Origin of the sequence: Actinomadura sp. KC216 (assembly GCF_004348535.1) — a bacterium.
GTDB lineage: Bacteria > Actinomycetota > Actinomycetes > Streptosporangiales > Streptosporangiaceae > Spirillospora.
The window spans coordinates 1-11,964 of record NZ_SMJX01000096.1; the positions used below are offsets into that span (position 1 = coordinate 1).

The 11,964-nt window shown below is 72.1% G+C and carries 11 protein-coding genes; 4 read left to right on the top strand and 7 right to left on the bottom strand.

Going from position 1 to position 11,964, the window contains the following annotated elements:
- A partial coding sequence (locus E1264_RS18520) for an FAD-dependent oxidoreductase (RefSeq protein ID WP_132175111.1) occupies positions 1-1,460 on the bottom strand: 1,460 nt, incomplete at its 3' end.
- Positions 1,461-1,645: 185 nt separating this feature from the next.
- Between E1264_RS18520 and E1264_RS18525 the strand changes: the two genes are divergently transcribed.
- Positions 1,646-2,338, top strand: coding sequence for a helix-turn-helix domain-containing protein (locus E1264_RS18525; protein WP_165964241.1), 693 nt, complete (start codon positions 1,646-1,648; stop codon positions 2,336-2,338).
- A gap of 345 nt (positions 2,339-2,683) precedes the next feature.
- Positions 2,684-3,988: an MFS transporter gene (locus E1264_RS18530; protein ID WP_132175115.1), complete on the top strand. Its 1,305-nt coding sequence runs from the start codon at positions 2,684-2,686 to the stop codon at positions 3,986-3,988.
- Between the two features lie 158 nt (positions 3,989-4,146).
- Here E1264_RS18530 and E1264_RS18535 read toward each other — a convergent pair whose 3' ends face one another.
- The 4 genes from E1264_RS18535 to E1264_RS18550 are packed head-to-tail and all read right to left on the bottom strand — an operon-like array spanning position 4,147 to position 8,056.
- Positions 4,147-5,331, bottom strand: a complete 1,185-nt coding sequence (locus tag E1264_RS18535) for a homogentisate 1,2-dioxygenase (protein WP_132175117.1) — start codon at positions 5,329-5,331, stop codon at positions 4,147-4,149.
- Between the two features lie 12 nt (positions 5,332-5,343).
- Positions 5,344-6,303 carry an MBL fold metallo-hydrolase gene (locus E1264_RS18540; protein WP_132175153.1) on the bottom strand — a complete coding sequence of 320 codons (960 nt, stop codon included), beginning with the start codon at positions 6,301-6,303 and terminating at the stop codon, positions 5,344-5,346.
- The gene (locus E1264_RS18545) at positions 6,297-7,394 is read right to left on the bottom strand and encodes a mandelate racemase/muconate lactonizing enzyme family protein (protein ID WP_132175119.1); all 1,098 of its coding nucleotides are present in this window, start codon (positions 7,392-7,394) and stop codon (positions 6,297-6,299) included. Before E1264_RS18545 ends, E1264_RS18540 begins: the two co-directional genes overlap by 7 nt.
- Positions 7,391-8,056: a peroxiredoxin family protein gene (locus E1264_RS18550; protein ID WP_165964242.1), complete on the bottom strand. Its 666-nt coding sequence runs from the start codon at positions 8,054-8,056 to the stop codon at positions 7,391-7,393. The genes E1264_RS18545 and E1264_RS18550 overlap by 4 nt, the downstream gene beginning before the upstream one ends.
- A gap of 194 nt (positions 8,057-8,250) precedes the next feature.
- Here E1264_RS18550 and E1264_RS18555 point away from each other — a divergent pair, with 194 nt between their 5' ends.
- Together E1264_RS18555 and E1264_RS18560 are read left to right on the top strand one after the other, a co-directional pair.
- On the top strand, positions 8,251-9,423 hold the full coding sequence (locus tag E1264_RS18555; RefSeq protein ID WP_207936005.1) for an alpha/beta hydrolase: 1,173 nt from the start codon (positions 8,251-8,253) through the stop codon (positions 9,421-9,423).
- Positions 9,420-9,920 carry an OsmC family protein gene (locus E1264_RS18560; RefSeq protein ID WP_132175123.1) on the top strand — a complete coding sequence of 167 codons (501 nt, stop codon included), beginning with the start codon at positions 9,420-9,422 and terminating at the stop codon, positions 9,918-9,920. The genes E1264_RS18555 and E1264_RS18560 overlap by 4 nt, the downstream gene beginning before the upstream one ends.
- Before the next feature lie 21 nt (positions 9,921-9,941).
- Here the strand turns inward: E1264_RS18560 and E1264_RS18565 are convergent, their stop codons facing one another.
- Positions 9,942-10,643, bottom strand: coding sequence for a serine protease (locus tag E1264_RS18565; protein WP_132175125.1), 702 nt, complete (start codon positions 10,641-10,643; stop codon positions 9,942-9,944).
- A 277-nt stretch (positions 10,644-10,920) separates the two neighbouring features.
- Positions 10,921-11,964 carry an SUMF1/EgtB/PvdO family nonheme iron enzyme gene (locus tag E1264_RS18570; protein WP_132175127.1) on the bottom strand — a complete coding sequence of 348 codons (1,044 nt, stop codon included), beginning with the start codon at positions 11,962-11,964 and terminating at the stop codon, positions 10,921-10,923.

The window sequence follows — 11,964 nt, forward strand, 5'->3', positions numbered from 1 at the left end:
GTGTGGTCGGGCAGCCAGCCGGTGAGGCCGCCCGTCCGGTCGTGGAGCGCGGTGGCCCCCGGGTCCGGCGCCTGGCCCTGCGGCCTGACCAGCGTGAGGCGGTGGTCCGCGGCGATCGCCGTGGCGTCCGCGAGCCGTCGCGCGACGTCCTGGGCGGAGGTCGCGGGGGCGGGGACGGCCAGCAGGGAGAAGTCGCCCGCCAGGCGGGCGCGCAGCGTGGTCGTGCCCGCCGGGCCGTCGGGGACCAGGGCGCCCGCGCCGCCGCCGGGGACGGTCAGCGGGGAGCCGGCGTAGGGGAACGGCTCGTACAGGCGCCCGCTGTCCACGTCGGAGTGCCGCGCGGGGTCGGCCGCGGCGGCGGCGAGGATCGCGTCGCGCCGGGCGACGCCCTCGGCGGACGCGGGCGTCATGAACTTCATCGTGGCGCCCGTGACCGCGACGTGGTGCTCGGCCGCGGCGCGGCGCTCCAGGTCGTAGGTGTCCAGGAGGGCGGGGTCCGCGCGTCCGGTGAGGACGAAGGCGAGTTTCCAGGCGAGGTTCTCCGCGTCCTCGATCCCGCTGTTCATCCCGCGGGCGCCGAACGGGGAGACCACGTGCGCGGCGTCGCCCGCCAGGAACACCCGGCCCTGGCTGAAGCGCTCGGCGCAACGCTGCTGGAAGGTATAGGTGTTGGCGCGCAGGATCCGCGTCTCGTGCGCGCCGATGACGCCGCGGAGCATGTCGTCCAGCCGGGCGAGGTAGTGGTTCTCGTCGGCGTCGGGCTCGATCTGCCAGTCGACGCGCCACCGGTCGGGGCCGAAGCTGTGCATGAGGACGATCCGGCCCGGGTGGAACGGCGGGTCGAACCAGAGCCGCCGCTCCCGGCTGAAGGGCAGGTCGGCGGCGAAGTCGCAGACCAGGAAGCGGCCCTCGGTCTGCCAGCCGGAGTAGGCGATGCCGAGCCCGCCGCGCACCCGGCTGCCGATCCCGTCGGCGGCGATGACGTAGGGGGCCCGGTGGGTCTCGGTGCCGTCCGGGCCGTCGGCGGTCACCACCACCTCGCCGCCCCTGTCGTCGACGGAGGTGACGGTGTGCCCGTGCCGGAACCGCACCAGGCCGCAGGCTTCGGCTCGGGCGTGGAGGAGCTCTTCGGTGCGGAACTGCGGGAAGTTCACGAACGGGGGGTAGAGCTCGTCCTCGGAGGTGGGGAAGCGGAGCTGGAGGAGCTCCTGCTCGCGGAAGTAGGTCCGCCCGAGCGACCAGCTCGCGCCGTCCCGCAGGATCTCCTCCGCCACCCCGAGCCGGTCGAGGAGGGACAGGACGTCGCGCTGGACGGTCACCGCACGGGACTGCCCGCAGCTCGGCGTGGTGCGCCGCTCCAGGACGGTGCTGCGGACGCCGTGACGAGCCAGCAACAGCGCCGCGGTCATCCCCACCGGTCCGGCCCCGATGATGACGACCGGGCTCTCGGTTGTCGACACTCGTCCACCTCCACGCGCTAACCGATAATCGGTTATGCAGATCGCATATAGAGCAATCCTGGCGGCTGATGGCCGAAAGTCAACCCTTCGGCCGCGCTTTTTGCGTCAATCGATCAAGGTGTGCGATAATCGGTGTCCGATTATCGGTGGATGGACTGACGAGCGGGCGGACGGGGAGTGGGCGCATGGACACGCGTGCGGGCAAGCCGGTGGAGGTCGCCCAGACGCTCGACCGCGGTCTCCGGGTGCTCGAAACCCTCGCGGACGCCCAGGACGGCATGACCGCGACCGACGTCGCGGCGGCGCTCGGCGTGCACCGCTCGATCGTCGCCCGGCTGCTGACCACGCTGCTCAACCGCGGGTATGTGGGCCGGCGCCGCGACGGCCGGTACGTGCTGGGCACCACACTGCTCAGCCTCGCCCGGCGGGTCTCGAACAACCTGCTGGTCGTCGCGGGCCCGGAGCTCTCCGAGGTGTCGGAGCGGCTCGGGCTCACCGCCGTCCTGCACATCGCGGACGGTGCCGACGCCGTCGCGCTGGCCTCGGTGGAACCCCGCAACGCGGCCTTCCACGTCGGCCTCCGCCCGGGCTCCCGGCATCCGCTGCCGCAGGCCGCGTCCGGCATGGCGATCCTCGCCGGCCGGCCGCCGGTCGAGGGGGAGGACCCCGAGATCACCGAGGCCCGCGCCCTGGGATACGCCAAGACCACCAGCAGGCTGGTGCCCAACTTCACCGGCATCGCCGCGCCGATCACGATCGCGGGCGAGGCCGAGGCCGCGGTCGGGCTGATCGTCCCGGCGCACGAGGTCCACGACGACGACATGCTGGCCCGCGAGGTCGTCGCGCTGGCCGACCGCATCGGCCGCGCCCTGCACTGATCAACGGGACGCTGACCCGCGCGGCACCGACCCGCGCGGCACCGACCCGCGCGGCACCGACCCGCGGGGTGCGCCGCGCCTCGTCCCGGCGACCTTGATCCCGCTCTCCCGCCCGCCGCTCAGGCGGTGCGGCGCTTTCGGATGCCCGGCTCGTTTCGGCGTTCCGCTCTGCCGACGGCCCGCTCACATGCCCGTTCCCGTGCCGTCGTGCTCGCGCGCGGGCACCGCGGATTCGCCCGCCGGGATGGCGGCGCGTCGTTGACAGTGGCCGCCGTCACGGTGCATGCTCTCGCTATCCGGTCTATGAAACCGATTATCGGTGAAGACATCGGCGAAAGGCGGCGCATGACGGTCCCCACCCCACCCACACCCCGCGGCCTCAGACGCGTCGCGCTCGCCAGCCTCGTCGGCACGGCGATCGAGTGGTACGACTTCTTCATCTACGGCACGGCGGCGGTCCTGGTGTTCGCGCCGCAGTTCTTCCCCGGCTCGTCCGACCTCGCCGGGACGCTCGCCGCGTTCAGCACCCTGGCGGTCGGCTTCCTCGCCCGGCCGCTGGGCGGCGCGCTGATGGGCCACTTCGGCGACCTCGTCGGACGCAAGTCGATGCTGGTCCTCTCGCTGCTGCTGATGGGCAGCGCCACCTTCGCCATCGGCCTGCTCCCCACCTACGCCGACATCGGCGTGTGGGCGCCGATCCTGCTGGTCGTGCTGCGGTTCCTGCAGGGCTTCGGCGTCGGCGGGGAGTGGGGCGGAGCCGTCCTGCTCGCGGTGGAGAACGCGCCGCCCGGAAAGCGCGGCTTCTACGGGAGCTTCCCGCAGATGGGGGTTCCGGCCGGGGTGATCCTGTCCAACTCGGTCTTCCTGCTCATTCTCGCCACGGTCGGGAAGCAGGGGTTCATCGACTGGGCCTGGCGGCTCCCGTTCCTGGGCAGCATCGTGCTCGTCGCGGCGGGGATGCTCATCCGCGCCAAGATCGGCGAGACGCCGGAGTTCGCCGAGACCCGGGACCAGGGCCTGCGCCGGAACCCGCTGCTGACGGTGGTCAGGGACAACCCGCGGCAGCTGCTGCTGGCCGGCGGGACCTTCCTCGCCAACAACGCCATCGGCTACGTGATGATCGTCTACATGCTCAGCTACGGGACGAAGACGCTCAAGCTGAGCCAGAACACCATGCTCACGCTGGTCCTGATCGCCAGCGCGGTATGGCTGGTCACCCTGCCCGCCTTCTCCGCGCTCTCCGACCGCGTCGGCAGGCGCCCGGTGTTCCTCGGCGGCGGGCTCGTGCTGCTCGCGTGGTCGATTCCGTTCTTCCTCCTGCTGGACACCAAGACCATTCCGCTGATGGTCGTCGCCGTCGTCATCACCGCGCTCGGGCTGTCGGCCACCTACGGGCCGCAGGCCGCCCTTTTCGCGGAACTCTTCGACGCCGACGTCCGCTACAGCGGCGCGTCCCTCGGATACCAGCTGGGCGCCATTTTCGGCGGTGGATTCGCGCCTTTCATCGCGGCCTGGCTGCAGGGGACGACCGGCTCCTCGTTGTGGGTCGGCGCCTATCTCACCGCCCTCTCGCTGATCAGCTTCGTGTGCATCACCGTGCTGCGCGGGCGGGAACGGTCCACCGTGGAGGCGACTCCCCAGCTCGTGTGACGGCGCCGCTCACAGGCGGGCTCACGGCCGCCGGCCAGCACTCTGGCCGGCGGCCCTCGCACGTCCGCCCGCTGTTCAGGGCGGGACTCGTGTGAATTCATGGAATGAGGAAGGCCCCGCCATCGTGTGGCGGGGCCCCTCGCGGTGCTCAGGGATCGTCAGGCGTCCACGTGGATGCCTTCGCCGCGTGCCCAGCTCCATGCGTAGCCGTGGTCCTCGATCTCGGTCGCCGCGGCGCCCAGGCGCAGCGGGCGGAACGTGTCGAGCATGACCGCGTACTCCTCGGTGCGGACGGCGTCCCGGCTCTTCTCCGCGCTGCCGGGCTGCGGGCCGTGGATGTAGCCCGCCGGGTGCAGCGACAGGGAGCCCTGGCCGATTCCGCTGCCGGACCGGCTCATGAAGTCGCCCTCGAAATAGAACAGCACCTCGTCGGAGTCGACGTTCGCGTGGTTGTAGGGCACCTTCACCGCGTCCGGGTGGTAGTCGAACATCCGCGGCACGAACGAGCAGATGACGAATCCGGGGCCCTCGAAGGTGATGTAGGTGGGCGGCGGCAGGTGCAGCGCGCCCGTCGAGGGCGTGTAGTCCCTGATCGAGAGCGCGTAGGGGTAGTTGTAGCCGTCCCAGCCGACCACGTCGAACGGATGGTGGGCGTAGGTGTAGCGGGTCATGCCGCCCCGGTGCCGGACGAAGACCTCGGCCTCGCCCGAATGGTCCGGGAGGGGTTCGGCCGGGGCGCGCAGGTCGCGTTCGTTGTACGGCGAGCCGTCCAGGAACTGGCCGATGGGGGAGAGGAACCGCTTCGGCGGGCGGATGTGCCCGCCGTCGGCCGCCGCGATCACCAGCAGCCGCAGCTCCGGCCCGTCCACCAGCCAGCGATGCGTGGTGGACGTCGGAATGAGCACGTAGTCCCCGCTGGTCACGGCCAGGGTGCCGTACGCCGATTCCAGCACGCCCGACCCGGCCTCGACGAACACCAGCTCGTCGCCGGACGCGTTCCGGTACAGCACGCCGTCCCGGTCCGCGCACACCGACGACACGCGCACCTGCCCGTTGCCCAGCACCACGCGGCGGTCGAGCACCGGGTCACCGCCGGGCTTCAGGTCGTGCGTGCGCAGGTGGCGGGGGAGGAGCGGCGCGTTGTCGGCCAGCCCCTCGTCGGGCAGCTCGACGGTCGCCGCGGACGTGATCACCGTCGGCGCCTTGCGGTGGTACAGGAACGACTGGGTCCAGCTGAACCCTTCCTCGCCCTGCATCTCCTCGTGCAGGAGGGCGCCGTCCGCGCCGGTGAAACGGGTATGGCGCTTGCGCGGGATCTCGCCCGCGCTGCGGTAGAAGACCATTCGTCTCGTCCTTCAGCCGGTGAGTTCGTCCCAGACCCGGTGGTCCCGGTCCGTCGTCCAGATGGCGGGCGGCTCGCCGGCCAGTTCCTCCCAGACCCGCTGGGTGTCGAACACCAGCGCGTGCTCGAACACGGGCATGCCGCCGTAGACGGGCAGCAGCGCCTCGCGCGCGGCGTGGTAGGCGTCCCGGCGGGAGCCGCCCTTGTCGCGGACCTCGCCGACCGCGCGCAGCAGCGTGGTCAGGAAGTCGCGGGTGCTCTCCACGGCCCGGGCGCTCTCGTCGGCCGTGCGGGCGATGTCGCCGCGCCCGCCGACGAGGATCTCCGGGCGCAGCGCCTTCACCGCGTCGAGCGTGCCGGTGCTCCACTCCTGGTGGTAGGCGTCGCCGGTGTAGACGGCGGAGCCGTTCTCCACCAGGTCGCCCGCGTACAGGACGCGCTGCTTCGGCAGCCAGGCGTAGATGTCGCCCGAGGTGTGGCCGCGTCCGGCGAAGCCCAGCTCGACGGTGCCGCGGTCGCCGCCCAGCTCGATGGACAGGTGGTCGGCGAAGGTCAGCGTGGGCCAGGTCAGCCCGGGGATCTCCTCGTGGCCCTCGAACAGGCGCGGCATCCGGCCGAACTCCACGGCCCAGTCCTCCGCGCCGCGCTCGCCGATCAGCCGCCCGGTCTCGGCGCTCGTCACGATGATCTCCGCGTCGAACGCCGCGGCGCCCAGCACCCGCACCGCGTGGTAGTGCGACAGGACGAGGTAGCGCACCGGCTTGTCGGTGTGCTCGCGCAGCCGGTCGAGCCAGCGCCGCGCCATCAGCGGGGTCGCGCGGGCCTCGAAGCAGACCAGGAAGTCCTCGCCCTCGATCGCGCCGACGTTCGGGTCGCCGCCGGTCGTGAGCGCGTACACGCCGTCGGCGAGCACCTCCAGCGTCTCGGTCTTCTCCTCCGTGTCCGCGGTGGACGCGAACGGCTTGCTCATGATCCCTCCTCGGGAAGCTCGATGGTGTGGCGGTCCAGCGCGTCCGGATCCCAGCGGATGCCGTGGCCCGGACGGTCGGGCGGCGTCGCGTGCCCGCCGCCGATCGCGACGGTCTCGGTCAGCACGTCGTCGATCAGCGGGAAGTGCTCGACGGTGGGGCAGTTCGGCACCGCAGCGGCGAGGTGGACGTGCAGCTCGGGCAGGAAGTGCGGCGCCAGGACGGCGCCGAACGGCTCGGCGATCGCGCTGATCCGCAGCCACTCGGTGACGCCGCCGGTCAGCGGGACGTCCGGCTGCAGCACCGACGCGGCGCCCGCCCGCAGGTAGTCGGCGAACTCGAAGCGGCCGAGCAGGTGCTCGCCGACCGCGATCGGCAGCCCGGCCCGCTCCGCGAGCTGGGCGTGCCCGGCGACGTCGTCGGAGGCCAGCGGCTCCTCCATCCAGTACACGCCGAGGTCGGCGAGCCGCCTCCCGAGCCACAGGGCGGTCGGCAGGTCGAGCCGCTCGTTGCAGTCGACCATGATCCGGATCCGGTCGCCGAGGGCGGCGCGGACGGCGGCGACGCGCTCCACGTCCTCCGCCGCCGGGCGCGCCCCGACGCGCAGCTTGATCGCGTCGTAGCCCTCGGACACGTACGCCTTGGAGCCCTCGATCAGCTCGTCCACGCTCATCGCGTGGGTGGCGCGGCCGCTGCCGTAGATCGGGACGCGGTCGCGGTGCGCGCCGAGGAAGCGGTAGAGCGGCTCGCCGGCGCGGCGGGCGCGGAGGTCCCACACCGCGATGTCGGCGGCGGACAGCGCGGGGAGCGCGATGCCGCGTCCCAGCCGGTGGGTCTTCGACCAGACCTCCTGCCAGGTGGACGGCCAGTGGTCGATCCGGGTGCCGACCACCAGCCCGCGCACGAGCCCGGTCGTGAGCGCGTGCACCGCCTCGATGCCGCCCGTAAGCGCGTAGGTGAAACCCGTCCCGGACGCGCCCGCGTCGTCGGTGACGGTCACCAGCAGCAGGTCGACCTGCGTCGCGCCGGAGCCGCCCCGGCCCGCGCCGAGCGGGATCCGGGCCACCTGCGTGCGCACCCCGGTGATGACGCTCATCGCCGCGCCTCGTTGATCTCGCGCACGGCCCGCAGCGCCTCGGCGGGCTCCATCCTGGTGCGGTAGGCCATGGTGGCGTGCCTGGCGCGCACGACACCCTCCTGGTCGAGGACGAAGGTGGCCGGGACGGGCAGGCTCCACTCGCCGTCCGGCTGCTGCTTGGCCAGCGCCTTCGTGGTCGCGTCGAGCACATGCGGCAGCGCGACCGCGGGGAAGACGAACCGGACCTTGTAGGACGCCAGCACCTCCTGCGACAGGTCGGACAGCACGTCGAACTCCAGACCGTGCTTGTCGCGCATGTCGAGCGAGTCGTCCGGAGCCTGCGGGCTGACCGCGACGATGTGCGCCCCCTCCGCGCGGAACGCGGGCAGCACCTCCTGGTAGGCGTGCAGCTCGATATTGCAGTAGGGGCACCACGTGCCCCGGTAGAAGGTGAGCACGACCGGCCCGGCGGCGAGCCGGTCGGCCAGCCGCACCGGGTCGCCGACCGCGTTGGGGAGTGTGAAGTCCGGCGCGGTCTCGCCGATCTTGAGGCCCGGAGCGACCCCCTCGCGCTCCAGCGCGGCGAGCGCGTCGTTGATCGCCTTCTTCGCCTCCTCCGGCCGGTTCACCGACGCGGCCTTGGCCAGCAATCGCTCACTCAGGGACGGCAGTTCCCCCACGATCCTCCACCTCACCGATAATCGGTTAACATGTTCGTCTAACGGTTACAGACTTCCCTTCCCGGTCTCCCGTGTCAACCGACCGGCCAGGCGACGAGGCGAGGCTCACGCCCGCTTGACACTGCGCGCCACCTGGCCCGACAGTGTTCAATATACGCATTCTGTGACCGATAATCGGTAATTAGTTGGAGGCCGTGAACGTCATGACCCTGCTCCACGAGCTGCAGGCCATCCCGATGGACCCCGGCACCACCGCGAGCCGCATCGAGATCCACTCGGGCCTGGCCAGGCACTATCCCCGCATTCACGGCAACCTGGTGCGGCGGGACGACGCCGGCCGCGACATCGGGCTGATCCTCATGCACCCGACGTCGAACTTCCTCACCCACTTCATGCTGGAACCCCTCGCCGAGGCGGGGCTTCCGGTGCTCGGGCTGAACACCCGCTACGTCGGCAACGACGCCACCACGATCATGGAGAACGTGGTGCTGGACATCGGCGCCGCCGTCCGCTGGATGAAGGAGGAACTCGGCTACGAGCGGGTCGTCCTCGCCGGGTTCAGCGGCGGCGGCCCGGCCGTCGCCTACTACCAGAGCCAGGCGGAGAACCCCACCGTCACCGCCACCCCCGCCGGGGACCCGCCCGACCTGACCCGGGCCGGTCTCGAACCGGCGGATGCCGTCCTGCTCCTCGCCGCGCACGCCGGACGGGGCAGGCTCCTCGCGAGCTGGATCGACCCGTCCGTCCTCGACGAGTCCGACCCGGACCGCCGCGACCCCGAGCTCGACCTGTTCGCCGCCGGACGCACGCCCCCGTTCGACCCCGACTGGGTGCGGCAGTACCGCAAGGCCCAGCGCGCCCGCATGGACCGGATCAGCGACTGGGCCGAACGCGAACTCGCCCGCCTGACCGCGCTAGGCGTCGGCGACCGCGCGTTCGTCGTCCACCGGACGGTCGCCGACCCCCGGTTCGTGGACCTGACCATCGACCCCAGCGACCGCGAGGCCGGCAGCATGTACGGCGACCCCCGGGTGGCCAACGAGGCGGGCGCCGGCCTCGGCCGGTACCACACGCTGCGCAGCTGGCTCAGCTCGTGGAGCCTCCGCCATTCGCGCGCGGACGCGGTCGAGGCGCTGCCGCACACGACCGTCCCCGTGCTGATCTGCAGCCTGCTCGCGGACCAGGGCGCGATGCCCGACAACTCCCGGCTGATGCACGAGGCGATCGGCCCGGACCGCTCCACCCTCGTCGAGATGCCGGGACTGAACCACTACATGGTCAACCAGGAGCACGGCCGGGCCGAGGTCGTCGAGCGGATCAGGACCTGGCTGGACGCGCACGGCCTGCTGCCGGGGGCCGCCCGATGAGCGGCACCACCGAATCGTTGCCGGTCGTCGAGCGCTCCCGGGTCTCCGTGGTCCCCGCGCCGGGCCGGACCAAGCTGGTCACCGTCCCGGTGGACGGCGGCCCGGTCCCGATGGGGATGCACGGCCCCGTCGCCGAGCACTACCAGGTGCCGATGGACCAGATCGAACCGCACGCCACCACGCTGGACTACGTGGTCGGCGCGGCCACCGGCTGCCTCGCCGGCACCTTCGGCGGGATGCTCGGCGCGCTCGGCCAGCCCGTCGCCGACGGCGCGCTGCTCGCCGAGGGGGAGGGCGAGATCGTCAACGACGGCGGCGTGCTGAGGATCGCGCGCATCACCGTCCGGTACCGCCTTCGCCTCGCCCACGGCGTGGACGAGGCGAAGGTCAGACGGGCACACGACCGTCACACCGAGCGCTGCCCGGTCGCCCGGTCGCTGGCGGGCGGCATACCGATCCACACCCGGCTCGACCTCGGTGAATCCGCCGCCGAGTAGGGGTCTGGACGGTGCGGGCGGTCAGACCCCGGCCACCGAGCGGATCCAGGCGCGGCTGGCGGGGACGCTTCCGTAGGTCTGCGTCGACCGGCCGTCGGCGGTGGACGCGACGCCGACCTGCTGGCCGTTGTAGCGCTGCGGGCCGCCGGAGTCGCCGCTCCAGGCGTTGCCGGTGATCCTGCTGCTGCAGATCGCCTGGCCCTGGTGGTAGTCGCGGCACGAGGTGGACGTGACGCGCACGTCCGCGCACTTGAGCTGCTCCGAGATCGGGCCGTTGTAGCTGGTGTAGCCCCAGCCGCAGATCTGGTTGGTCGAGCCGTTCGGCGGATTGGCGTCGGCGAGCTGGGAGAACGTGGTGTTGTGGGCGGTGGCCAGCTTCACCAGGGCCAGGTCGCCCTGCGGTGCGACCTGGTAGTTGCTGACGCTGACCGGGGTGGCGCGGCCCCGGTAGACGCTGCCGACGCGGACGCTGATGCCGCTGCTGACGCAGTGCCGCGCGGTGAGCACCCAGGTCGGGGCGATGATGGTGCCGGAGCAGACGAACGATCCGCTGCTGCGGTAGATCGAGGCGGCCCACGGCGCCTCGGCGTCGGTGGCGAACGATCCGCCGATGATCGGCGGCGCGGCAGGGGCGGCCGCAGGGGCGGCCGTGGCGGGAAGCGTCATCCCGGAAAGCAGGACCAGAACGGCACCGAGGACGATGCCGACGCGGCGGGGGGACATTACGGCTCCTGATGTGGGGGTATAAGCAAAGGCACCCTTAAAATAGACCATCGGCCGGATTTCGAGCCCTTTCAAAGGCCCCCGAATTTTTCAGTGTTAATACTCTTGGCATAGAGCGCCGATAACGAATTCACCGGGGACGGCGGAATGGTCTCTATTGATCACCGGCGCGCCGGGACGCCCAGGGCCGGGGCCGTGGTCAGCAGCCCCGCGTTCGCGCGGGTCGAGCAGCCGAGCCCGCGCGAGCCGGAGGTGCTGCGGTCACCGGACAGGACGGCTACCGGACGGGCTCGCGGCAGAGGCGGAAGCCGATGTTGGGGGTGAGCCCGTCGTCGGGCGCGCGGGACATGCGGAAGGAGACGCTGACCGTGTCGGCGCAGTCGGCCCAGGAGCCGCCCCGGAGCACCCGTTCGGTCCCCTCCGCCGGGCCGCGCGGGTCGGCGCCGGGGGAGTGCCGGTAGTACTCGGCGTCGTACCAGTCGGACGTCCATTCCCAGACCGAGCCCGCCATCCCGTAGAGGCCGTAGCCGTTGGGCGGGATGTCCTTCACCGGGCGGATCGCGAACTCGGTGAAGCGGTCGAAGTCGCACCGTTCGGGCGTCGGCGGCTCGTCGCCCCACGGGTAGCGGCGGCCGGACAGCCCGCCCCGCGCGGCGCGCTCCCATTCCGCCTCGGTGGGCAGGCGGTAGCGGACGCGGTCGTCCGACAGCCGCTCACCGAGTTCCGCGGCGGCCGCCCAGGAGACGCCGACCATGGGCTTGCGCTCGTAGAGCCAGGGCGCCGAGTGGTCGCGGGGCACCCTGCCGAAGAACTCCTCCGCCGGCACGGACTCCCCGTCGCCGCGGGTCAGCGTGAGCCGGGGGTTGTGGGCGTGCCAGTCGGTCGCGCCGGTGGTGGCGTCCTCGCAGTACTGCCAGCGGATCTGGTTCTCGATGTGCAGGCCGAACATGAACTTGCGGTCGACGCCCTCGCCCGGCGGGACCCCCTCGGGAGGGAGCGCCCAGCCCATGAGATCGCAGAACGTCCACCAGCTCACCGGCGTCTCCGCCATCCAGACGTCGCCGAGCCGCACCTCGTGGACGGGGCGCTCGTCCTGGTCGCCGCCGGACGAGCCCATCAGGAACGTCCCGGCGGGGATGTAGCGGAAGGTGATGCCGTGCTCGGTGACCGCCATCCGGTCGAGCAGCGCGGCGCGGGCCTCCGCCACCTCCGTGTCGGCGGGGTCCAGCGCGTACGCGCGGTCGTAGCGGGACGCGGCCTCGCGCAGCTCGCCGGACGCTTCCAGGTCGCGGGCCTGGGTGAGGAGTTCTCGCTGGTCCAT

Coding starts and splice junctions, on each gene's coding strand:
- E1264_RS18545 (WP_132175119.1), bottom strand. CDS start 7,394: ATGAGCGTCATCACCGGGGTGCGCACGCAGGTGGCCCGGATCCCGCTC.
- E1264_RS18560 (WP_132175123.1), top strand. CDS start 9,420: ATGAGCGGCACCACCGAATCGTTGCCGGTCGTCGAGCGCTCCCGGGTC.
- E1264_RS18525 (WP_165964241.1), top strand. CDS start 1,646: ATGGACACGCGTGCGGGCAAGCCGGTGGAGGTCGCCCAGACGCTCGAC.
- E1264_RS18530 (WP_132175115.1), top strand. CDS start 2,684: ATGACGGTCCCCACCCCACCCACACCCCGCGGCCTCAGACGCGTCGCG.
- E1264_RS18535 (WP_132175117.1), bottom strand. CDS start 5,331: ATGGTCTTCTACCGCAGCGCGGGCGAGATCCCGCGCAAGCGCCATACC.
- E1264_RS18570 (WP_132175127.1), bottom strand. CDS start 11,964: ATGGACCAGCGAGAACTCCTCACCCAGGCCCGCGACCTGGAAGCGTCC.
- E1264_RS18565 (WP_132175125.1), bottom strand. CDS start 10,643: ATGTCCCCCCGCCGCGTCGGCATCGTCCTCGGTGCCGTTCTGGTCCTG.